The sequence below is a fragment of the Micromonospora sp. NPDC049201 genome, from assembly GCF_055586805.1.
In genome coordinates this window covers 49773-71038 of sequence record NZ_JBVJHM010000020.1, presented here as the reverse complement: position 1 = coordinate 71038, position 21266 = coordinate 49773, and the positions used below count along the sequence as shown (strand labels likewise).

Sequence of the window (21266 nt, the reverse complement as noted above, 5' to 3'; positions counted from 1 at the left end):
CCCAGAACGCCGCCGGACCAACCGCACCCGGCAAACGACACGACACACCAATAACAGCAATCGCACTATCCTGACCCCGGAAGGCCTCAGACATCACTATCCCCAGACATCTTCGTCCACACTGCGGAAAACACGAACCAGCGGCCGGGAAGCACGCCTGCCGGTGTGGCCTCGGCTGGGCTCACACAGTCACCTGACCCACATATGGCCTTCGATCATGGGCCAACAAGTCAACGCCACGCGGTCAGAACCTCGACAGTGAATCGTTTGACGAGACGCCGTGAGCAATGATCCCGCAGGGCCGGGCTCGTGAAGGTTCTTGGCGAATGTCCCTGAAGATCTACCAGCGGGCCCAATCGCGGGAGGAACAGCGCAACGATGCGACGATTCGTCCACGCCCACTGGCGAGCACCAATCGGCCGCGCCTTGAAGCGAGTTGAGCGAAAATGTAGTGCGTGATGCCCTGATCGTGGCAGATTCCGTCGCCACAGCCCCGATCGGATTCGAGCGCATCCAGCAGACGGCAGAGCCGCCGCAGTGCTCGCACTATTGGGACGGCGAACGTGGACGAGGCATCGATGATCCTTCCGTAGAAGCTTTCTTCACCGGAACGACTCCTTCATACACGATCTCCAATCTCTGCCCGCCATGTCAAGGGTGAGCTTGTCGAGACCTGCGTCGGTGCAGCTCAAGCAGCACGGTGCATTCGTTGAGGAGGCCGCCGATGCCGTTGCGACCTCGGGATGCCGAGCCTGGATTCGGATCTTGTCTGAGCCGGCGCGCGGTGAGGAAACCGAGGTGACAGGTCCTGCCTTCGTGGTGCTGTGGTGCAGACGGTGGTCGTCGTCTGCGCACGAGGTCTAACCGTGGTCGGGGTCTGCCGCCCCGAAAGGTGGCATCTGAGATGGGGTCGCCCTCATGGCGGGCTGGAAGGATCTCGTTGTGCCCAGGCCTTACCGCGAGAGTTCCGTGATGACGTCGTGCGTGTCGCTCGTGACCGCGAGGCGGGTGTGACGGCCGAGCAGATCGCCAAGGACGTCGGCGTGCACCCGATGACCTTGTTCAAGTGGCTGAACCCCGACGGTATCCCCCCTGGCGGTGACGTACCGGGTACTTCAGATCGCTCGCCGGCCCTACTACCGGTGGCTGGCCCGACCTGTCACCAGCGCCGAGGAGGTGGCGGCGTACCGGGCCAACGCATTGTTCGACGCTCACCGTGACGATCCGGAGTTCGGCCACCGGTTCCTGGTCGACAGGACTCGCGATGCGGGGCAGCCGATGGCCGATCGCACCGCGTGGCGGATCTGCTCCGGTGACGGCTGGTGGAGGGCGTTCGGCAAGAGAAAGTATCGCGCAAAGAGCGGCAAGCCAGGCCCACCCGTGCACGACGATCTCGTGCGCCGGGACTTCGCCGTCGACGGCCGAACCGGCTGTGGCCGGCCGACATCACCGACCAGCACACCGCCGAGGCAAGCTCTACCTACACGCGATCAAGGACGTCTGGTCCCACCGCATCGTCGGCTACTCCATCGGCTCACGGGTGAAGTCCCGCCTGGCCGTCGCCAGACGCGCCGGCCTGGCCGGTTGCATCCTGCACACCGACCGCGACCACCCGCCAGCAACTCCGGCTCGCGACCGTGACCGGATCGAACGGGTCTACCACCGCCGATGACGCCAGCGATCACCGGCCCGGTTCGACCCGACCATCGTGCATCCACCGGCCAGTCAGGCCGCGTGACTTCACCTGTCACCCTGCCGGTGCAGCAGAGAGCTCACCCGGGTCAGCTTTCCGGTAGGCGCGCGTCGTCGCTTCCCGTGCGCAGTCGCTCGTGCAGGCTCGCGTGGCGGAACTGGTAGACCGCGCCGGCCTGGCGCAGCACACCGCGCCGATGGGCGTCGTCGAGGAACCTGGTCAGATTCCAGGGCAGCTTGCCGGTGGCCGCCAGCCAGGTGCGGCTGACCAGCGACCAGGCCCACCCGCTGCCCACCAGTCCGGCGGAGAATCCGTCCCGGTGGCCGGCCGCGTGGCGGTCGGCGAGACCGGCCGCGATGCCGGCCACCAGCCCACCGGCGAGCCCGACCGCGAGCCCGGCGTAGGGGTCGACCACGACCGGCACCACCGTCCCGATCACCTGTTCGCGGTCGCGGTCGGGTTCGTGCTGCGCCTCGTGCAGGGCTACACCGCGGTCGACGCGCCGCCGTCGGGCTGGCTCACGCTCTGCGTGCTGTCCGTCTGCCTGCTGCTGATCTTGGGCAAGCGGCGTCACGAACTGCGGGTCGCCGGCGCCGTCCACCGACCGGCCCTGGTCGGCTACACCGAGCACCTGCTCGACCAGTTGCTGGGGCTCACCGCTGCCAGCGCGCTCATCACCTACCAGCTCCACGCGTCGGGGGTCAGCCGCACCGCGCTGCTCACCGCTCCGTTCGCGCTGTTCGCGCTGTTCCGCTATCTCCAGATCGTCCTGGTGCACGCCGGCGGCGGCAGCCCCGTCCGGGTGCTGCTGCGTGACGGCGTGATGCTCGCCAACGCCGGGCTCTGGCTGCTCGTCCTCGAAGGGGGAAGCCTGTATGGCTGAGGCGCTTGCCGACGACCGTGTCACGGTGTCGGTCGTCATCCCGATGTACAACGACAGCCGCACCATCGAACTCTGCCTGGCCTCGGTGCACGCCCAGTCGATGCCGGCACACGAGGTCATCGTGGTCGACGACGCCAGCACCGACGCCAGCGCCGCCCTCGCCGTCCGGCAGCCGTGCCTGCTGGTCAGCGCGGACGCCAACGGCGGTCCCGGCGCGTCCCGCAACCTCGGCGTACGGCACGCCACGGGTGAGATCATCTTCTTTCTCGACGCGGACGTGACCATGCATCCGGATGCCATCCGCAACGCGGTCCGACTGCTGCGCGGCGACGAGGGCTACGGCGCGGTCTTCGGCGTGCCCGACAAGGAGCCGCTGTTCGCCGAAGGGCTCGTCGGGCAGTACCGCATCCTCCAGTACCACTACTGGCGAAAGAGCGCGGAAGGGCTGGTCAGCGGCGGGTTCTACGCCCTCGGCGCGGTCACCCGCGAGGCGTTCGACCGGGCCGGCTGGTTCAACCCCGCGCTGCGGCAGACCGAGGAGATCGACCACGCGGAGCGGCTGTCGCGGTCGTACCCGATGCTGTTGACCTCGAAGGTCCGCGGCCGGTTGTCCGACGAGAGTCGGATGGTGCCCATCCTCCGCAAGGCGTTCCGGCGCAGCCGGTTGCGGGTGCCGTTCTACCTGCGGCGCGGCCGTGCCATGCAGGGCATGGAGACGGGCGGCCGGGCCGCCGCGGCGGTCCTGGCGGCGGCGACGTTGCTGAGCGTGCCGGCCGCAGTCCTGTTTCCCCCGCTCGCCCTGCTGACGGTCGTCCTCCTCGGCGGCTTCGTCGGGAGCGATCTGGGCCAGTACGTCTTCGTGCGACGCGAGCGCGGCTGGGGCTTCGTCGTGTTCTTCACGGCCGCGCATGTGCTGATGAACACCGCAGTTGTCACCGGTCTCGCCACGGGGTTGATCGAATGGCTGCTACGCCCTCGCTTCCGCAGCCTCTACCAGGAGGTCGCCCCATGACCACCACACGCGAGGCGGAGGTCGTCGCGGCGCCCCCGGCGCCGGCGTCACGCGGTCGACGGGTCGCCCGCGCGCTGCGCCTCGGCTACGGCTGGGGCGTCGTCGGCGTCGGCGCGCTCTTCCTGGCCTTCACGGTGACCCGTCGGGTGGCGACCGGGCGGTGGCACTGGTCGATCCTGTTGGACTCGGCCCCGCCGGTGCTGCTGGTGCTGGCACCACTGGTGCTGGCTGCTGCGGCGGCGGCGGCCTGCGGTCGTCGCCGGCACTGGGCCGTGGCGCTCGCCGTGGCGGGCCTGCTCCCCGGTGTCGACCAGCTCGGCGTCTATCCGGCCGCGCTGCTGCGCGACGCGCGACCGGTGCCGGTCGGCGCGGTCCACCTCTTCACCTGGAACACGAACTACTGGGGGATGAGCAACCGCGACCCCGAGGCGCAGTTCGCCTTCCTCCGTCGACAGAACGCCGACGTCTACCTGCTACAGGAGCATGTGGTCTGGCTGCCGGGCAGCGCCGAGGCCGGCTACCTCCCGGTGGACGACGACGAGAAGCTACGCAACGAGTTCCCCGGCTACCACATCGCGCGCAGCAGCGAGCTGGTCACGATCTCCCGGTTTCCGATCGTGGCGAAGCCGCTCTTCGGACCGGCCGCCCGGCTGCCCGCCGGCACCCCCTTCGCCGAGGTCTTCGCGCGGGACAAGGTGCTCCGGACCGACCTGCGTGTCGGCGAGCGGACGGTCTCGGTCTACAACGTGCACGTCACCGTGCCGACCGCGATCGACCTCGACTTCCTGCACCCGCAGGTCGACCTCGACGAGTACTACCGGCGCAAGTTCACCTGGCGGCAGGAGGAGGTCGCGGCCGTCACCGAGGATGTGCGGCGCAACCCGAACCCGTCGATAGTCTCCGGCGACTTCAACGCCACCTCGGCGATGGGCACACTCGACGGGCTGCGGGCCGTCACCCGCGACGCGTCCGACGAGGGCACCCAGGTGCTGCCCCTGAGTTGGCGCTTCGACGCGCCGATGAACTTCAGGTGGGACAGCCCGCTCGCCGGCCTGCCCCTGCCGTTCTGGCGGATCGACTGGACGTTCACCCGAGGAGCGGTCGACGTGCACCGCTACCGACTGGTCTCCGCCGAGCGGCTCTCCGACCATCGCCCGCAGGACCTGTGGTTCTCGGTGCGTTGACGGCTCGTCCGGCCCGGCAGGCAACACGCCGGGCCGGACGATCGTCGTTCCGACCCGGGGAGGCGGCGCGGAGCGGGTCGGCATCGCGGGTGCTGTTCAGGATCGCGTACGTCATTCGGAGGGTCATGGGCGCGGGCGTCGTCGGGCTGGCGTCGGCAGCACCGACATCTGCCGCTACACGGTCCCCACACCGGTGTCGGAGCCTGTCCGGCGTACGCGGCGGGTGACCCGGACGCCGGCGCGGGACGGCCTACTGCCAGGGGCCGCTGCGGCAGATGAACTGGGTGGTGCCGCTGTACTGGGTCGTGCTGCCGTCGAAGTAGCTGTAGCTGGCCCGCACGGGATGACCGAGGTTGCTGGCCGGGCAGGCGGCGAAGAGGGTCGACCCGGCGGTCGTGAAGGTGCCGACGCTGCCGGAGTACCAGGTGATGCTCCAGGTCGTCGTGCCGGTGCTGCTGCCGTCGCAGTAGAACTGCGAGGCGCCGGACTCGCAGAAGGGCGCCGGGGCGGCGGCGAGGGCCGGGGTGGCACCGGCGGTGGCGAGGCTCAGAGCGGCAAGGGCGGACGCGGCAAGGACCTTGACGGTGGTGCGCATGGAACTCCTCCCAACGTAGCCAAGGGATGACTCAGTGCAATGCCAGCCTAGCTGTCGCATAGACGTACCTGGATTAGCTGTTCGGTCGATCAATCACCCGCTCCGGCCAGCGGTCGTGGTGCACCGCCTCGGCGAGGGCCTACGCCGCCGCCTCCCATGCCGTTCCAGGTCAGGCATGGTCTCCAGGCGCGCTTCCCCAACTTCGGCGAAGAGATCAAGCAGTGGACCAACGTGCATGGCATCAGCCAGACGCCGACCTCCACGGAGCAGAACCAACCACGCTCCGGCTGGGTCCGCACTCGCTACGGCAACAACGTCGAAGCGATCCAGGAGACCGGCCAACCGCACAACCTGCAAATTCTCGCGGATGAGACGATCCACTTCTTCGGCCTCGACGCCTCCACCACCCCGCCGCCCTCGACGCCACCACCCTCGACAGCCGGCGCGATCGTCGGCGCGGCCTCCGGCCGCTGCGTGGACGTGGTAAACGCGTCCCAGGCGAGGGCACCGCGGTGGCGCTCTGGGACTGCAACGGCGGGTCCAACCAGCGCTGGGATCGCACCGGCGCGGGACAACTGCGGGTGTACGGCACCAAGTGCCTGGACGCGGAGGGCGGCGGCACGTCCCCCGGCACGAGGGCCATCATCTGGGACTGCACCGGCGGCGCCAACCAACTGTGGAACGTCAACGCCAACGGCACCATCAGCGGTGCCCAGTCCGGCCTGTGCCTAGACGCCGAGTCGGGCGGGACCGCCAACAGCACCCGGGTGATCCTGTGGACCTGCGCCGGCGGGCCGAACCAGCGATGGAGCATCCGCTGACATCGAGGTAGGACGGCGTACATGCCGCGACGATGGCTCGGGGTGCGGCCCGGGCCATCGTCGTCGGTGCCTACGGCGCGGAGGTGGCAGCAGGCCGACAAAGGCAACCCGACCACGCCGGCGGAGGCTGACGCCGGACCCAGACCGGGTGTCAGCGGCAGAGAGGCGGATCGACACCACAGCTGCCTCCATCAGCGCCACCCCCGCGATACGCGGTCAGGATCCGGACCACGTCGCCGGCTAGCTGCGGCTGAAACATGATCATCGTGTGCCACCAGGACGCCTGGCTGGGTCGTACGCCTCAGACCAAAGGCGAACGAATCCCGACGCAAGAAGGCCAGGACCGCCTATCGGCTTCGAGTTCCCCCACAGCCGCCCACTGGTCCGGCCATGAAACTGGCGCTGGTCCGACAGCCGGACACACCTGGTCCGACCACCGGACCGGATTGAAACACCAAACATCGCCCCACCGCGCGAGGATCAACGAGCACTAGCCGACGTCGCCCCTACATCCGGGGCGCTAACGGCTATTGCGCCTTTCCCGACTTCGGCAAGCCCGCGCCACTTCATCCACTGCCTGACCTCGACACTCCCTTGGGCGTGTTTCATAGCTGAGGTTGGCCCGACGCGATATCCGGGCCGGCGGCCGACTGTCCTACCGAACGGTCTAAAGGACGTCGAACTCGTTGCCCGGTGCGGCCGGGACGTATCCCAGCGCGAGGCACCAGAACGCAGCCAGCTCGCGCGGGCGCGCGCAGTCGACGTTCAACGACCACTGCTCAGACATCGCCACACCATAGACCAAACCTCACACCGAGGGCCGGGCCAGTCACGGCCCGATCAGGACACCCCTGTGCCGCCAGCAGGCACGGTCAGCAGAACCAGCCGTCCTGCACCCAGCCGCGCCGGTTGATGTGACCGTAGGCAAACCCGTAGACGTAGCCGCCGCTGCGGGGACCCTCGACCAGGAACGTCTGACCCTGATAGAGGGTGCCCATCCAGGCGCCGACGGGCTGAGTGCGGACGAACAGGTCACTCGCGCACACCGTTTCCCGCTCCCCGATCGTGCCGTTGGCGGCCTGCGCCGGGGTCGGCATCGCGAGTGTCGCGGCGACGACTGCGACCAGCAGGCCGGCGGTCACCCGGGTGCTACGCCGGCTCACCACGAGTCGTACCCACCGATGCACTCGGCGCGCAGGTAGCCCCAGTCGTTGGGGCCGAAGTCGAAGGAAGCCGCCCACCCGTTGTAGACCGGGTGCGCCCCCGGCGTGTGGCCGATCTTGTTGCCGTAAGCCAGGGTCCGCTTCAGGCCGGCCGGACCGCCGGCGGAGTCGTAGTTGGCGTAGAAGCTGGCGCTCTGGCAGATCACGATGGCGTGCCGCGGCACCACCGGGTCGGCCTGGGCCGGCGTGGCGCCCAGGGCGATCGTTGTCGCTCCGATGGCCAACGCGGCGGCCCTCACGCGCTTTCGTCGGGGCATGCCCACCTCCCGTACGGCGAAACTTTCCTACCGGTGACCCTATCGACGGGGTTGATAAATGTCGATGGCGAGGTGGTGGCCGAACGGGCTCCCGAGGCGAGGCCGACGAGCCACCGGCAACTCCCGATCCAACGCCACCCGGTCAGTCAACCACCACCGGCAGGTGCCCAGTTTCGATCACCTGGTCACCGGACCATGACCTGACTGAACTGCACTCGCAACACTGCGCCGCACACCCAGCGCAGATCCGCACAGGCAAGGCTGCGGGGTTGAGCTGGGCCGCGACGTTCGCTCGCTGCAGTACGCTACGGCCGGCGGGGGCATTCGGCCTACCGGCTCGTCGCCCCGACCGTTACGCAGCGCTGGGACCCAGAGGGACGTCGGCAGTCGGCGCGCCGGCGGGCGCCGGCTCCTTCAGCTCGACAAAGACGCTGTGTGAGGCGGTGTCGCCGATGTTCTGGCCGGCGTGCTCCTGCGCCCCCACCCATCGGGCTTCGCCGGGCTTGAGTTCGACCTCGACTTTGCGTCCGTCGGCCGTGACACGGCGCCGGAAGGCGCTCAGTGTCACCATCACGCTGTCCGGGTGCCGGTGTACATGAGTGTGGTCACCGGGTTCGTCGCGGTACTCCAGGACCCGCACCCGCTCGTTCTCGAACATGACCTTGTAGAGGTGAGGGTCGGTGACAGTCGGGTCGTTGGGGTTCATCGCCGCCTCCGCGGAATTTCGTGGAACTCCGATCCCATATGGGATTACGGTACCATGAAGACGTGACGACGCCCTACGAGTCGACCGGCCGGACAGCGCAGAAGTCGCGCACCCGACAGGCGCTCGTCGCCGCCACCCAAGAGCTGCTCGCCGCCGGACACACCCCCAAGGTCGAGGACGCCGCCCAGCGAGCGGGCATCTCCCGCACCACCGCCTACCGTTACTTCGCCAACCAGCGCAGCCTGCTTCTCGCGGCCCGGCCCACCATCTCGCCGGACAGCCTGCTGCCCCCCGACGCGCCCACAGATCCGAAGGAGCGCCTCGACGCGCTCATGACCGCGTTCACCCGGTACAACCTCACCTGGGAACGCCCACTGCGCACCTCGCTGCGGCTGTCACTGGAACCGAATGCCGACCAGCCGGTCCTGCGCCAGGGACGCGCTGTCGGCTGGATCGCCGAGGCCCTGTCACCACTGCGGGACAGCCACCCGCACGTCGACACCGACCGGCTCGCCATCGCGATCCGCTCGGCAACGGGCATCGAAACACTCATCTGGCTTCTCGACATCGCCGGCTACACCCACGAGCAGGCAGCCAGCACCGTCACGGCAACCGCGCGCGCCCTCCTGGACGCGGCCATCACCAGCGACCCGCAACCGCCTCGGTGACGCGAGGTCCACACGCTTCGGTGCCGTCGACTCAGCCGGTCCGGGCCCTGGCTGACCACGCAAACCGTCGCGGGCATCCCCTCATCGGCACGTGCGTGCACGAGGGTCGAGCCGATGCATACGCCAGACATCTACGGAGAGTGACGGAAGCTCCTGTTGCCGGCGCGCCCGCTCGGCGGCATGTACGGGCGTCTCGGGTCACGGGCATGCCTGGTTACACTGCTCGGCTATGCGCTCGGTCGAGGTCCTCGAACAGTTCGACGCCGCAGCCGAGGAGTTCCTGTTTCCGGACCTGGGGCACGGCTACAACTACGCTGTTGACGTTCGGCTACATGGGTAGCGTGACGCTGAGCAGTGGGCTCTCATCGTCGAGGCGGTCGGCTATTCGCCACGGGCCGGCAACCTCACCGACGTGCTCCACGTGTTCGGCAACTGCCTAACCAGCGGCGAACCTGGCTATGGGCGACGGTGACTCTCTCGACCGAGTCGACAACTGGGACGAGATAGAAGACCCCGACGAGCCCGAGACCTACCGGGGAGGACGCGGGTTCGTCGCGGGTGCCCGCGCGGCGGCCACGTCGGAAGGGTGGCTCAGCCGGCGGTGCGGTGAGCAGTTGCACGTCGACCAGCAGCACGTCCTCGACGCCCTCGACGGCGCCACCGGGGCCGAGCGGGCCGCGCTTCTCGACCGGCTCGGCATGTTCCACACCGCCGCCACCACCCGCGTCACCGCGCTACGCGACCAACTCGCCATGGCCGAAGGCTTCGCCGACACCCTCCACGACAAGCTCGACCACCACCGCTCGACGGGTTGAACCACCGCCGAGCACCAGTGATCGTGGAGGTATGCCCGGGGAAACGGATCCGTCGGCCACGCTCACCCGGCGACGCGGAAGCTGCGGGTCGCGAACGCGCCGAGCGCGATCCGGTCGGCGGCCGTCTCCCCGCCCGCCGGCTGCTCGGCGAGGTCGCACTCGACCAGTCGGCCGTCGAGCCCGGACACCGTGGCCACCACCTCGACGGCGGTCGGATTCACCAGCCGGAGCACCGCGCCGTCGCCGTCCTCGGCGAGCTTGTACGCCGACACCTGCGCCCCGTCCACCCGCAGCCCGGACGTCGGCGCCGGCGCCGCCGTACCGGGGCGCAGTTGCCAGGCCCGCAGCGGCGCCCGGCGGCGGGCCGCCGCGGCGGTGACCACGGCCTCGGCGTCGTCGAGGCGTACGCCGACGGCGGCGGTGATCCGGCGCCGGGACTGCGCCTCCGGGGTGGGCAGCTGCGGACCGGCGCCGGCGGTGCGGGCGCGCAGGTCGGGTCGGGACAGCCAGCCGACCGCGCGCAGCACCGTGACGGCGAGCGACGGGCGCTCGCCGGCGATGCCCTGTACCTCGGGCAGGCCCGGCGCGAGGACGGCGAGGCCGGGCAGGGTGGCCAGGGAGCGGACCGGCGCGACGCCGGCGTCGGCCTCGTAGCCGCGCTCCTCGGGCAGCGGCCCGAGCGGCGCCTTGAGCGGGCGGGTGAGCAGGCTGAAGTGGGTGTCCGCGGTCCAGTCGCTCGCCGGGGCGTCGGTCGGGAAGTGGGCCTGGAGGCGGTGGTCGTCGGCGGCGTTGTCGAACTCCAGTCGCCAGTCCAGCTCCGGCACGCCGGCCCAGAGCGTGGCGGTGACGGTCAGCGGCAACACCACCCGCTCGGTGGACCGGGCGCTCCGGTCGGCGGTGAGGCCGGCCGGCACGTCGAGGTCGGCGCGGACCACGATGCGGGAGGCCACGGCGGTGTCGTGGACCCACGCCTCGCGCAGCACCGGCGTGACCGTCTCGTCGGTCCGGGGCGGGTCGTAGGTGTAGGTGTCCCCGGCGTCGCCGCAGTCGACCAGGCGGCCCAGGCCGGGCAGGGTCCGGCCGGTGGCCGCGTCGGTCAGCGTGAAGGAGGCGTCGTCGGCGACCGTGAGCGTCCAGTCGCCGCGGGTCACGGCGCGGCCCGGGCGGCCGGTCGGCACGGCGACCGGTTCCCCGGCGGCGACGGTGGCGGTGTAGCCGGTCCAGCCGCCGGCCGGCGGGTCGGCGACGAACGCGATGCGGTGCCGCAGCGTGTCCCGGGTGTCCGGGAGGATGTCCAGGTCGGCGCAGAACAGCGGCGTCGGCTCGGTCTCCCGCAGGTCGTACGGCACCGGCACGCCGCCGGCGTCGACCAGGCCGGTGAGGGTGTGTCCGGGCGCGGTGTACACGTCCACCTCGACCGGTGCGGTGACCGGCGTGGCGTGCGGGTTGACCACGACCAACGCGGCCGCGTCGGTGACCGGGTCGCCGGCGAGCCGGGTGTCCAGCCCGAGGTCGAGCAGGGCCCGCTCGACCAGGTGCTCGCCGGCCTGGCGGGCGCGGGCGAAGCGCACCTCGTTCTCGCGGTGCACCTCGTCCACCGAGCAGCCGCAGATGGAGTCGTGCGGCGCGTTCTGCAGCAGTTGGTCCCACGCGTGCCGGAGCAGCCCGACCGCGTCGGCGCGGCCGGCGCGGACGGTCAGCGGTTCGGCCCAGGCCTCCAGCAGGGTCTCGGTGGCGGCGTTGGCCTGCTTGAGGTGGAGCCGGGCGGAGAGGGTGCCGGCGAGCACGAAGGTCAGCCAGTCCCCCGGGTAGCGCAGCTCACCGGTGACCACCTCACCGGCCGGCACCGTGTCCCGGATCGCGTCGAAGTAGTCGGCCAGGGTGCTCTCCACCGCCGCGCCGTCGGCCAACCCCGCCGGCAGCGGGCGCGGCGCGAGGTGGTCGCCGCCGTTGAGCAGCAGGTACGGCCCGTCGGCGTCCCGGCCGGCCTGCTTGTCCCGGAACGTGGTGAGCCGGTCCGCCGCGGCGGCCGCCTCCCAGAGCACCTCCGGCTCGTAGTAGCCCTGGTTGACCGCGAGCACCTCGGAGCCGTCCGGGGCGCGCCAGCGGAACCGGGCCAGATGCGGGGGCGCGCCCCGCCAGACCAGCGCGGTGTCCAGACCGAAGCCGCGCAGCACGCGGGGCAGGTCGGCGGGGTGGCCGAAGGCGTCCGGGCAGTAGCCGACGCCGGCGAGGGTCAGGCCGAGGTCGGCGGCGACCCGGCGGGCGGTGAGCAGGTTGCGGATCAGGCTCTCACCGGAGACGAGCTGGTTGTCGGCGAGGACGTGCCACGGTCCCACGTGCAGCCGGCCGGCGGCGGCGTGCGCGCGGATCCGGTCGGCGAGGTCGGGGCGTACGGCGAGTGCGTCCACGGCGGTGACGGTCTGCCCGTCCAGGTGGAACCGGCCCAGCTCGCCCGAGTCGAGCTGGTCGCAGACGCGGGCGACCAGCTCGGCGAGACGGGCGCGGAACGACTCCATCGGCCGGTACCACTCGCGGTCCCAGTGGGTGTGGCTGACAACGTGCACGGTCATGACATCTCCCGGTCGGTGACGAGCGCGGCGGCGAAACGGGCGGTGACCACGGCGGGTCGGGTGATGGCGGTGCCGACCACCACCGCGAGCGCGCCGTGGCGCAGCGCGGCGGCCGCCTCGTCGGGCGTGTTGATCCGGCCCTCGGCGACGACCGGTACCGGCAGCGCGTCCGCGAGCGTGGCGATCAGCGCCAGGTCCGGGTCGTGCGGCACCGCGCCGCCGGTGTAGCCGGAGAGCGTGGTGCCGACCAGGTCCACGCCGGCGGCGACCGCGGCGTGCCCGTCGGCGGCGTCGGCCACGTCGGCCATCACCAGCACCCGCGGGTGACGGCGCCGCAGCCCGGTCACCGTCTCGGCGAGCGTCAGCCCGTCCGGGCGGGGCCGGCGGGTGCCGTCGAGCGCGACGATCTGCACGCCGGTGGCGGCGACCGCGTCGGCGTGCGCCAGGGTGGGGGTGATGTAGACGCCGCTGCTGCCGGCCTTGACCAGCCCGATCAGCGGGGTGTCGGGCAGCGCGGCGCGCAGCGCCCGCAGGTCGCGCAGGCCCTGAGCGCGGATCGCGGCGGCCCCGCCGCGCAGCGCGGAGCGGGCCAGCGCCACCATGTGCGCCGGGTCGTCGAGCGGTTCTCCGGGGTCGGCCTGGCAGGAGACGACCAGCCGGCCACGGATCGTGTCGAGCACGGTCATCGGGTGATGTCCTCCACTACGGCGCCGAAGGCGCGATCGGGGTCCGGGCCGGACGGCGCGGCGCCCAGCGCCCGGGCGGCCCGGCGCAGCGCAACCAGGTCCGCCGGCCCGGCGCGACGGTCGGGGTCGACGACCAGGTCGGCGGCTCGTTCCCCCTCCAGCGCCCCGTGGGCGGCGGCCAGGTGCACGGCGGCGAACCGTGGATCCTCCGGCGGCACGTCGGCGACCCAGGCCAGCGGCACGCCGGCGGCGACCAGGTCGCGCTGCACCGCGAGCAGGAACGCCGGGTCGTCGCGGACGGCGTGCACCGGCCGGCGGTCCAGGGCGGCGCGGGCGGCGAGCGCGCCGGCCGCCTCGCCCACGGCCCACTCGCCGTGGTGCACCCGGTACGCGGCGGCGGCGACCTGGGTGGCGCCGAGGTTCTTCGCGGCGGCCAGCAGGTTCACCGCACCGCGTGGGACCAGCGCCGTGGCGGGGATGGCGAACGGCGCCGTCTCCCGGTAGACGGGCTCCGGGTGCCCGGTGCGCTCGTGCAGGTCGACGTGGTACCAGGTGACGCCGAGCGAGCCGGGCAGGTGGCGGGCGCGGGCACGCCCGGCCACGGGTGCGAGGTCGTGGCCGGTGACCGGCCGGTCGACCACGATCCGGCGCGACTCGCGCAGGTACGGCGCCTCGGCGAAACCGTCGGGCGTGCCCGCGGCCTCCGGGGCGAGCCGCAGCCCGGGGAAGCCCCGGCCGCCGTCCTCCCGGGGCGCCTCGGTGCGCAGCCAGTGCACGAACGCGGCGGTCAGCTCGCGGCCGGCGCGTTCCGCCCCGGCCGGGTCGCCGATCGGGTCGTGTCCGGCGCAGTCGTTGGACGCCCAGTTGAGCACCGCCAACTCCGGCCCGGTGGCGCGCAGCCGCCGGTAGGTCCAGAACGGCGGCCGACCGTCCGGGCCGTCGGTGAACATCCGGTACCGGTGCGTGCCACCGTCCCATCCGGCGATGTCGAAGGAGAGCCGGTGCCGCAGCTCGGCGTAGCGGGCGGGTGCGGGGCCGGTGAAGTCCGCGCCGGGATGGTGTTCCACCAGGGCGCACCAGGTGAACGACTGCTGGGCGGCGGGGTCGGGCCCGCCGGGCACGGCGTCCGGCTCACTGTGCGCCGCGCGGCCCTCGGAGCCGGTGACGGTGGCGAACCCGGCGAGCGGGACCAGGTCCCCGCGCTCGGTGGCGTCGCAGAACACGGCGGCGGCCAGCACCGTCCCGTCGCTGAAGGTGACGTCGTGTACGCGGCCGTCCCTGGTCCTGGCGGCGACCACCGGGTGGCCGGTCAGCACCGTCACCTTCGCCTCGGCCAGGGCGGTGTCGAGCACCCGCTGGGCGACGGCCGGTTCGAAGCAGAGCCGGCTCACCCAGCCGCCGCCGGGGTTGGCGGTGCCGCCGTAGTGGGCGCGGACGGCGTCGCGGAACGCCCGGTAGCCGGTCGAGGCGCCAAAGCTCTCGACGTGCGGATGTTCGTCGAGCGCCGGCAGCGCCTGCGTGGTGACCTGGCCGCCGACCCGGGACAGTTCCTCGACGAGGACCACCGTGGCGCCGGCCCGGGCGGCGGCGAGCGCGGCGGCCACTCCGCCGAGGCCGCCGCCGATGACGGCCACGTCCGCGGTCAGGTCCGGTACGGGGCTGTTCACCTGTGGTCCTCCAGGGTGAAGTCGATCTCGTAGGTCCGGTGCCAGGGCAGCGTCACCGAGCCAGGTCGGACCGCGAGGTCCGCGATCGCGTCGAGCTGTCGCCACCGTTCGCGGAGCAGGTGCTCGACGCGGCCGGTGACGGCTGCGGTCTCCGCGTCGGGGACGTGGTCGTGCCGGGTCGGGTCGGTGCCGCGTTCGTGGCGCAGCCGCGGCCGGGCGTACGACATCCAGATGTGGTCGTCGACCAGCCGGTGGGCGAGCAGCCGCCGGGCGGCGCGCTCGTCGAGGGTGCCGGTGGCCCGCCCGACCTGGTACGCCACGAGCGTGGCGAGCGCGCTGCCGATGGTGTTGCCGGCGGTGTTCCAGCCGGCGAAGCCGGCCAGCCGGGCGTACGTGCCGTCGGTGGCCAGGTCGGCCACGAGCCGGGGGTCGGCTCCGTTGCCGATCGCGCAGTCGGCGAGGGCCACCGGCCGTCCCTCGGCGAGCAGCCGGCGCACCAGCTCGGCCGTCCGCGCCGCCGGGACGGGGTCGGTGTCCGGCGGCGGGGCGGTCGCCCAGTCGGCCCGGCCGGGTTGCGGCGGGTGGACCACAAGCACCGCGTCGGCCGCGTCGTCCACGATCGTCGCCCCGGCGGCGGCGGCCTGGCTGGCGATCCCGACCCCGACCGGGACGGGCTCGTAGCGGGCGACCCGGTCCAGCCCGTCGGGGTCGGCGCAGGCGACCGCGATCCGGGGCACGTGGCCGGTGGCGGCGGTGAGGGCGCGGGCCACCAGCACGGCGCCGATCTCGTCGGCGCCGGGATGGGCGAGCACCCGGTCGGTGATCTCCAGCCAGGCGGTCCAGGTGCGCAGCCACTGCCACTCGGCGGTGCCGACCGCCGCGACGGCGGTGTCGTCGGCGCCGACGACGAGCGTGTCCAGCACGCCGTCGGCGGCGAGCCCGAGCGCGGCCTGGTTGAGCACGTGGTTGCGCTGACGGCGGCGCAGGAAGTCCCGGCGGATCGGCGCCGGCACGTCGGTGGTGGGCAGCCGCGACGCGCCGATGTCGTGGTGCAGCGCGGCCGAGTACGCGTGCAGCGCCCGACCGTGTCGGGCCCAGTAGTCGGGTTCCTCGCCCGCGTCGTCGGCGTCGGGCGTGCGTTGCACGACGGTGGCGGCGTACACCGGGGTGGGGCCTTCGGCCAGCGCGGCCCATCGGCCGAGCACAGCCGCGACCGGGTCGTCGCGCAACCGGGAGGCGATCAGGCCGCCGAGGCCGAGCGTCTCCAGCGCGACCACGGCGGCGTCGGCGCGACGGCCGGCGAGCCATCCGGCCAGCCGGTCGGGGTCGCCGGGTCGCCGCTGCGCGGGCAGCAGCTCGGCCGGCGGAGTGTGCACCCGGGCGCCGGCGACGGCGGCGACCTGGCCCGGCAGGGTGCGGCAGACCGGCCGGTCGTCGAGCGGCACGAGCGCGATGTCGATCATCGGGTCGCCGCCGCGTCAGGGGTCGGCAGGTCGAGCGCGCGCCGGGCGGCCTCGGCGGCGCCGACGAGCGCGGCGTCCGCCCCGAGCGCGGCCGGGACCAGCGGCACCGCGCCGAGCACCGGCATGCAGGCGGCGGCGAAGGCCGGGCCGGCGGCGGCGAGCAGCTCGGGCACGGCGGCGCCGCCGCCGACGACGATCCGGTCCGGGTCGAGCGTGTTGGCCAGGCCGGCGAGGGCGGTGCCGAGCGCCGTGCCCGCGTCGGACAGGACGGTGCGGGCGTCGTGGTCGCCCGCGCGGGCCCGCCGCACCACCTCGGGCAGGTCGACCGGTTCGCCGGTGCGCTCGGCGTAGCGGGCGGCGACGGCGGGGCCGGCGGCCACCGCCTCCACGTGCCCGGCGGCGCCGCACGGGCAGGGGCGTCCGACGGCCTGCGGCACCGGCACGTGGCCGAGGTGCCCGGCGGCGCCGCGGCGGCCGGTGAGCAGGGTGCCTGCGGCGTGCACGCCACCGCCGATCCCGGTGCCGACGGCCACCCCGATCACGGTGGGCAGGCCGCGGCCGGCGCCGTGCACGGCCTCGCCGAGGGTGAAGGCCTGCACGTCGTTGAGGACCGCGCCGGGCAGGCCGAGGCGGTGCCGCAACGCGCCGGGCACGTCCACCCGGGACCAGTCGCTGATCGAGGTGGTGGCGGCGGTGAGCAGGCCGGTCGCCGGGTCGACCAGGCCGGGCGCGCCGACGCCGACCGCCACCGGGTCGGCACCGAGCGCGCGGACCAGAGCGGCGGCGTGGTCGAGGACGACGGCGGCGCCGTCGTGCGCCGGCGTGGGGGCCTGGGTACGGGCCAGGACGGCGCCGCCGCGCACCAGCGCGGCGGCGGTCTTGGTGCCGCCGATGTCGAGGGCGGCCAGGAGCGGGGCGGTCACGGCGTCCTTCGGGTCACGGTGATGCGGAAGTCGTAGCGGTCGGCGCGGTAGATGCTCTCGGCGCGCTCGACGGCGACGCCGGTGTCGGCGAAGGTGGTCCGGTCCACCCGCAACGCCGGTGAGTAGGGCGCCACACCGAGCAGCGCGGCCTGGTCGGCGTCGACCACGGTCGCGGAGATCACCTGGTCGGCGTGGTCGGGCCGGACGCCACGCTCGGCCAGCACCTCGTAGAGGGAGCCGCTGACCAGGCCGGCGTCGAGGTCACCGACCCGTTCGGTGGGCAGCCACACCTCCTCGACGCACATCGGCAGCCCGTCGGCGAGCCGGAGCCGGCGGACGTGGGCGACCTGCGCGCCGGGAGACAGTGACAGCTCACGAGCCACCGCCACACCGGCCGGGACGACGGTGAGGTCGAGCAGGCGTGAGTCGGGGCTGAGCCGACGGCTGCGCATGTCCTCGCTGAACGAGGTGAGGGCCAGCGACTTGGAGATGGTGGCCGGGTCGGCCACGAACGTGCCCGCGCCCTGGGCGCGGTAGACCAGGCCCTCCTCCTCCAGCCGACCGACGGCCTGCCGGACGGTGGCCCGGCTGACCCCGAACCGGGTGACGAGTTCCCGTTCGCTGGGTAGCGGGTCGTGCGGTCGCAGCGCCGCGCCGATCTCGGCGCGCAGCGCGGTGTAGAGCGCCTCGTGCTTGAAGGCGGTCTTGTTGCCGCTGACGGCGGTCACCCCTTCACCCCTCCCTCTCCGATGCCGCGGAAGAACATCCGCTGCAGGGCGAAGAAGACGGCGAGCAGCGGAATGACTGCGATCATCGTGCCAGCGGCGACCACCCGTTGGTCGTTGGTGAACGTGCCGGAGAGGTACTGCAGCCCGACGGTGAGCGTGAAGTTGTCCGGGTTCTTCAGCACGATCAGCGGCCAGAGGAAGTCGTCCCAGGCGAACAGGAAGCTGAACACGCCGACGACCGCGAGCGAGCCGCGCACACTGGGCAGCGCGACGCGCCAGAACCGGGCCCACTCCCCCGCGCCATCGATGGCCGCGGCCTCCTCGGTCTCCTTCGGCAGCGCGAGGAAGGCGGTCCGCATGACCAGGATGGACAGTCCGGAGACCGCGCCGGGCAGCAGTACGCCGAGCAGGGTGTCGACCAGGCCGAGGCTGCGGACGGTCAGGAAGACGTTCACCATGATCACCTCGAACGGCACGACGAGCGAGGCGAGCACGGCGGCGAAGACGGCGCCCCGGCCCCGGAAGCGCATCCGCGCCAGCGCGTAACCGGCCATCGCGCCGAGCAGGCAGTTGGTGAGCACGCTGGCGACCGCGACGATCGCCGAGTTCCCGATGTAGCGCCACACCGGGATGACGTCGGCGACCTTGCCGAAGTTGCCGAGCGTCGGTTCGGCCGGCAAGAGGGTGGTGTCCGGTCCGTAGATCGGCTCGCCGGTGCCCTTGAGCGCGGTGGAGAGCTGCCACAGGAACGGGCCGACCAGCAGCGCGGTCATGGCCAGCAGCAACAGGTAGCGCAGGGCCGGCCCGGCGTACCGGCCGACGCCTGCCCTGCGCCGCGCGGGGCGGCGTGCCGGTGAACTCGTCGTGGCCCGCCGCTCGTGGCCCTCGCTTCGCTCGGTGCGCTCGCTCATGCCGTTCTGGCCGGGCATGCGCTCGTGGCCCTCGCTTCGCTCGGTGCGCTCGCTCATGCCGTACTGGCCGGGCATGCGCTCGTGGCCCTCGCTGCGCTCGGTGCGCTCGCTCATGCCTCGTTCCTCTCGCCTCGGCGGCGCAGCACGAGCGCCAGGACGGAGAGGCCGAGGGTGCCGACGAAGAGCGTCAGGCTCATCGCCGAGGCGTACCCGATCTCGCCGTCGACGCCGAGGCCGACCTCGCGGATGTAGTAGACGATCGACTTGGCCTGGCCGCCGGGGCCGGCGGTGCCGGAGGACAGCACGTAGATCTCCGCGAACACCTTCGTCGCGGAGATCGCGGCCAGCGTCCCGACCAGCAGCATGGTGGGGCGGACGGTGGGCACAGTGACCGACCGGAACCGCCGGACCGCGCCGGCGCCGTCGACGCGGGCGGCCTCGTAGAGTTCGTTCGGCACGTTGGACAGGGCCGCCAGGTAGATGACCATGTAGTAGCCGAGGCCCTTCCAGACGGTCACCAGCATGCAGGAGAACAGCAGCAGGGTGGAGTCGGTGAGGAACGGCAGCGGCTCGGCGATCACCCGCAGCTTGACCAGTACGGCGTTGACCAGGCCGTCGGAGGAGAGCAGCCAGCTCCAGATCAGGCCGACCACGACCATCGAGGCGATGACCGGGGTGTAGAACACCGCCCGGAACGCGCCGATGCCGGGCAGCTTCGCGTGCACCAACTGGGCCAGCAGCAGCGGGAGAAGCACCAGGCACGGTACGACGACGACCAGGTAGAGGACGGTGTTGCCCAGCGCCCGGAAGAACTCGGTGTCGTCGGCGAGGCGGGTGAAGTTGTCCAGCCCGGTGAACTGCCCGCCGCCCAGCGCCTGCGCGTCGGTAAACGCCAGCACGCCCGTGTTGGCGAGCGGTCCCCAGGTCATCAGCGCGGTGACGAGCAGCGCCGGGGCGAGGAAGAGCCAGGGCACGTACCAGCGACGGCCGATCACGTCGGTGAACTCCTGTCGTGGGAGGGGTGGTGGCGCCGCCCGGCGGGGGCCGGGCGGCGCCGGGCGTCGGTCAGCGGGCGAGCAGCTTGTTGGCCTCGTCCACGGCCTGGTCCAGGGCGGCCTTCGGGTCGAGGTCGCCCTTGACGGCGAGCTGGATCTTCCCGATCACCGCCGCCTTGGTGCGGTCGTCCCACTGCACCGGGGTCAGGTTCTCGGCCTTGGCGATCTGCTCGGCGGAGATCTTGCGGGCCGGCGACGTCGGGTCGGCGGGGTCCACCTGGGTGAAGTACGGGTCCTTGAGCGAGTCCGCGGTGGACGGCAGGATTGTCACGATCTTGGCGAAGGCGAGCTGGTTCTGCGCGTTGCTGACGAACTTCGCGAACTCCAGCGCGGTCGCCGGGTTCTTGCTCTTCTTCGGCACCAGCAGGCCCATCACCGACATGTTCGTGGTGCCGTCGGCGCTGGCGATCTGGGGGGCGACGGCGGTGGCCTTGGCGACGGCGGGGGCGTTCTGACCGACCACCTTGAGGAAGTTGGGCCCGGAGGGGAACAGCGCGACCCGCCCGGCGGAGTACGCCTCGGTCTCCTTGGCGTGGTCCTGGGTCAGCCAGTCCGGTGCGATGGCCTTGCTGGTGTAGAGGTCGCGGACCCGGGTCACGTACTGCACGGCCTCCGGGGTGTTGAACGTCCACTTGGTGGCGTCGTCGTTGAGCAGCGGCACACCGAGCTTCGCCAGGTTGGGCACGAAGCTGTTCTCCAGTGCCGGGTGCCAGCCGTAGAAGCGGCCCTTGCCGGCGGCGGACAGCTTCTCGGCCTGGGTGAGCAGCTCGTCGATGGTCTTCGGCGGGGCGGTGTCGGGCATCCCGGCCTGGGCGAAGAGGTCCTTGTTGTACATGGTGACCTCGCTGGTGAGGTACCACGGCAGGCCGTACGAGCCGGCCTGGCCGGGGACCTTGAAGGCATCCCACGCGCCGGGCACGAAGGTGCTCTTCACGTCGCCGGCGTTGGTCTCCATGTCCACGAAGACGCCCTGCTTCTCCAGCTTCTGGGCGAAGTTGGGGTTCAGGTTGACGACGTCGGGCAGCGTGCCGGCCTGCGCGTCGTTGGTGATCTTCTCCTGCGCGCCCTGGAACGGCAGGTCGACCCACTTGACGGTGGTCCCCGGGTGTTGGGTCTGGAAGTCGGAGATCAGACCGTTGATGTAGTCGTCGAAGGTGGGCTTGAGCGCGAGGGTGGCGAAGGTGATCTCGCCCTTCACCCCGCCGCTGATCTTGTCGCTGGAGCCGGCTGAGCCGGAGTCGTCGCCGCTGGACAGGCCGCAGCCGCTGAGGAAGAGGGCGGCGGCCAACGCGGCCGCCGCGAAGGCGCGGGTACGCCTCATGAGGATCCTCCATGCAAGGGGGGTGAAGTGGTACGGACCAGTTCGGCAGAGCTTGACCGATGATCGCCGCCAGGTCAAGCCT

At 72.1% G+C, this 21266-nt stretch carries 20 protein-coding genes and 1 pseudogene; 7 read left to right on the top strand and 14 right to left on the bottom strand.

Annotation, left to right across the window (positions count from 1 at the left end):
- Positions 1-1781 precede the first annotated feature (1781 nt).
- Positions 1782-2132: a hypothetical protein gene (locus ACZ6O5_RS30335; RefSeq protein ID WP_465981650.1), complete on the bottom strand. Its 351-nt coding sequence runs from the start codon at positions 2130-2132 to the stop codon at positions 1782-1784.
- 24 nt (positions 2133-2156) lie between these two features.
- Here ACZ6O5_RS30335 and ACZ6O5_RS30330 point away from each other — a divergent pair, with 24 nt between their 5' ends.
- Genes ACZ6O5_RS30330 through ACZ6O5_RS30320 form a run of 3 tightly spaced genes read left to right on the top strand, consistent with a single transcriptional unit; the run spans position 2157 to position 4772 of the window.
- Positions 2157-2576 (top strand): UbiA prenyltransferase family protein, encoded by a 420-nt coding sequence (locus ACZ6O5_RS30330; protein WP_465981648.1) that lies wholly within the window; start codon positions 2157-2159, stop codon positions 2574-2576.
- Positions 2569-3588: a glycosyltransferase gene (locus ACZ6O5_RS30325; protein WP_465981646.1), complete on the top strand. Its 1020-nt coding sequence runs from the start codon at positions 2569-2571 to the stop codon at positions 3586-3588. Before ACZ6O5_RS30330 ends, ACZ6O5_RS30325 begins: the two co-directional genes overlap by 8 nt.
- Positions 3585-4772, top strand: coding sequence for an endonuclease/exonuclease/phosphatase family protein (locus ACZ6O5_RS30320; RefSeq protein ID WP_465981644.1), 1188 nt, complete (start codon positions 3585-3587; stop codon positions 4770-4772). Before ACZ6O5_RS30325 ends, ACZ6O5_RS30320 begins: the two co-directional genes overlap by 4 nt.
- Positions 4773-5022: 250 nt before the next feature.
- On the opposite strand, the gene ACZ6O5_RS30315 is transcribed toward ACZ6O5_RS30320, so the two are convergent.
- The gene (locus ACZ6O5_RS30315) at positions 5023-5367 is read right to left on the bottom strand and encodes a hypothetical protein (RefSeq protein WP_465981642.1); all 345 of its coding nucleotides are present in this window, start codon (positions 5365-5367) and stop codon (positions 5023-5025) included.
- 512 nt (positions 5368-5879) lie between these two features.
- Between ACZ6O5_RS30315 and ACZ6O5_RS30310 the strand changes: the two genes are divergently transcribed.
- On the top strand, positions 5880-6188 hold the full coding sequence (locus ACZ6O5_RS30310; RefSeq protein ID WP_465981640.1) for an RICIN domain-containing protein: 309 nt from the start codon (positions 5880-5882) through the stop codon (positions 6186-6188).
- Between the two features lie 872 nt (positions 6189-7060).
- On the opposite strand, the gene ACZ6O5_RS30305 is transcribed toward ACZ6O5_RS30310, so the two are convergent.
- From ACZ6O5_RS30305 to ACZ6O5_RS30295, 3 genes are all read right to left on the bottom strand, one after another.
- The gene (locus tag ACZ6O5_RS30305; RefSeq protein WP_343444482.1) at positions 7061-7351 is read right to left on the bottom strand and encodes a hypothetical protein; all 291 of its coding nucleotides are present in this window, start codon (positions 7349-7351) and stop codon (positions 7061-7063) included.
- The gene (locus tag ACZ6O5_RS30300) at positions 7348-7668 is read right to left on the bottom strand and encodes a hypothetical protein (RefSeq protein ID WP_465981638.1); all 321 of its coding nucleotides are present in this window, start codon (positions 7666-7668) and stop codon (positions 7348-7350) included. Before ACZ6O5_RS30300 ends, ACZ6O5_RS30305 begins: the two co-directional genes overlap by 4 nt.
- A 352-nt stretch (positions 7669-8020) precedes the next feature.
- The gene (locus ACZ6O5_RS30295) at positions 8021-8374 is read right to left on the bottom strand and encodes a cupin domain-containing protein (protein WP_465981636.1); all 354 of its coding nucleotides are present in this window, start codon (positions 8372-8374) and stop codon (positions 8021-8023) included.
- A 62-nt stretch (positions 8375-8436) separates the two neighbouring features.
- On the opposite strand from ACZ6O5_RS30295, the gene ACZ6O5_RS30290 reads away from it, so the two are divergent.
- From ACZ6O5_RS30290 to ACZ6O5_RS30280, 3 genes and pseudogenes are all read left to right on the top strand, one after another.
- Positions 8437-9042 carry a TetR/AcrR family transcriptional regulator gene (locus ACZ6O5_RS30290; RefSeq protein WP_465981634.1) on the top strand — a complete coding sequence of 202 codons (606 nt, stop codon included), beginning with the start codon at positions 8437-8439 and terminating at the stop codon, positions 9040-9042.
- 229 nt (positions 9043-9271) lie between these two features.
- Positions 9272-9514 (top strand): annotated as a pseudogene (locus ACZ6O5_RS30285) (DUF7003 family protein).
- On the top strand, positions 9501-9857 hold the full coding sequence (locus ACZ6O5_RS30280) for a hypothetical protein (protein ID WP_465981632.1): 357 nt from the start codon (positions 9501-9503) through the stop codon (positions 9855-9857). The pseudogene ACZ6O5_RS30285 and the gene ACZ6O5_RS30280 overlap by 14 nt, the downstream one beginning before the upstream one ends.
- Positions 9858-9919: 62 nt before the next feature.
- Here the strand turns inward: ACZ6O5_RS30280 and ACZ6O5_RS30275 are convergent, their stop codons facing one another.
- The 9 genes from ACZ6O5_RS30275 to ACZ6O5_RS30235 all read right to left on the bottom strand — a co-directional run bounded on the left by ACZ6O5_RS30275 (position 9920) and on the right by ACZ6O5_RS30235 (position 21184).
- On the bottom strand, positions 9920-12430 hold the full coding sequence (locus ACZ6O5_RS30275; protein WP_465981630.1) for a glycoside hydrolase family 38 N-terminal domain-containing protein: 2511 nt from the start codon (positions 12428-12430) through the stop codon (positions 9920-9922).
- A complete protein-coding gene (locus ACZ6O5_RS30270; protein ID WP_465981628.1) occupies positions 12427-13116 on the bottom strand; it encodes an N-acetylmannosamine-6-phosphate 2-epimerase in 690 nt (229 codons plus the stop codon). The genes ACZ6O5_RS30275 and ACZ6O5_RS30270 overlap by 4 nt, the downstream gene beginning before the upstream one ends.
- Positions 13113-14783, bottom strand: coding sequence for an FAD-dependent oxidoreductase (locus ACZ6O5_RS30265; protein WP_465981626.1), 1671 nt, complete (start codon positions 14781-14783; stop codon positions 13113-13115). Before ACZ6O5_RS30265 ends, ACZ6O5_RS30270 begins: the two co-directional genes overlap by 4 nt.
- Entirely contained in the window at positions 14780-16246 is a 1467-nt protein-coding gene (locus ACZ6O5_RS30260; RefSeq protein WP_465981624.1) for a DUF4127 family protein, read from the bottom strand. Before ACZ6O5_RS30260 ends, ACZ6O5_RS30265 begins: the two co-directional genes overlap by 4 nt.
- Entirely contained in the window at positions 16243-17169 is a 927-nt protein-coding gene (locus tag ACZ6O5_RS30255) for an ROK family protein (protein ID WP_465981622.1), read from the bottom strand. Before ACZ6O5_RS30255 ends, ACZ6O5_RS30260 begins: the two co-directional genes overlap by 4 nt.
- Positions 17166-17897, bottom strand: a complete 732-nt coding sequence (locus tag ACZ6O5_RS30250; protein ID WP_405090246.1) for a GntR family transcriptional regulator — start codon at positions 17895-17897, stop codon at positions 17166-17168. Before ACZ6O5_RS30250 ends, ACZ6O5_RS30255 begins: the two co-directional genes overlap by 4 nt.
- Complete coding sequence (locus ACZ6O5_RS30245) at positions 17894-18808, bottom strand: carbohydrate ABC transporter permease (protein WP_465981656.1); 915 nt, start codon at positions 18806-18808, stop codon at positions 17894-17896. The genes ACZ6O5_RS30250 and ACZ6O5_RS30245 overlap by 4 nt, the downstream gene beginning before the upstream one ends.
- 110 nt (positions 18809-18918) lie before the next feature.
- Complete coding sequence (locus tag ACZ6O5_RS30240) at positions 18919-19803, bottom strand: carbohydrate ABC transporter permease (RefSeq protein WP_465981620.1); 885 nt, start codon at positions 19801-19803, stop codon at positions 18919-18921.
- Between the two features lie 70 nt (positions 19804-19873).
- Entirely contained in the window at positions 19874-21184 is a 1311-nt protein-coding gene (locus ACZ6O5_RS30235) for an ABC transporter substrate-binding protein (protein ID WP_465981618.1), read from the bottom strand.
- Positions 21185-21266: the final 82 nt, after the last annotated feature.

Excerpts from the sequence above, each read along its gene's own strand:
- ACZ6O5_RS30235 (WP_465981618.1), bottom strand. The coding sequence starts at position 21,184 with ATGAGGCGTACCCGCGCCTTCGCGGCGGCCGCGTTGGCCGCCGCCCTC.
- ACZ6O5_RS30300 (WP_465981638.1), bottom strand. The coding sequence starts at position 7,668 with ATGCCCCGACGAAAGCGCGTGAGGGCCGCCGCGTTGGCCATCGGAGCG.
- ACZ6O5_RS30325 (WP_465981646.1), top strand. The coding sequence starts at position 2,569 with ATGGCTGAGGCGCTTGCCGACGACCGTGTCACGGTGTCGGTCGTCATC.
- ACZ6O5_RS30315 (WP_465981642.1), bottom strand. The coding sequence starts at position 5,367 with ATGCGCACCACCGTCAAGGTCCTTGCCGCGTCCGCCCTTGCCGCTCTG.
- ACZ6O5_RS30260 (WP_465981624.1), bottom strand. The coding sequence starts at position 16,246 with ATGATCGACATCGCGCTCGTGCCGCTCGACGACCGGCCGGTCTGCCGC.
- ACZ6O5_RS30275 (WP_465981630.1), bottom strand. The coding sequence starts at position 12,430 with ATGACCGTGCACGTTGTCAGCCACACCCACTGGGACCGCGAGTGGTAC.
- ACZ6O5_RS30280 (WP_465981632.1), top strand. The coding sequence starts at position 9,501 with ATGGGCGACGGTGACTCTCTCGACCGAGTCGACAACTGGGACGAGATA.
- ACZ6O5_RS30245 (WP_465981656.1), bottom strand. The coding sequence starts at position 18,808 with ATGAGCGAGCGCACCGAGCGAAGCGAGGGCCACGAGCGGCGGGCCACG.
- ACZ6O5_RS30295 (WP_465981636.1), bottom strand. The coding sequence starts at position 8,374 with ATGAACCCCAACGACCCGACTGTCACCGACCCTCACCTCTACAAGGTC.
- ACZ6O5_RS30320 (WP_465981644.1), top strand. The coding sequence starts at position 3,585 with ATGACCACCACACGCGAGGCGGAGGTCGTCGCGGCGCCCCCGGCGCCG.
- ACZ6O5_RS30270 (WP_465981628.1), bottom strand. The coding sequence starts at position 13,116 with ATGACCGTGCTCGACACGATCCGTGGCCGGCTGGTCGTCTCCTGCCAG.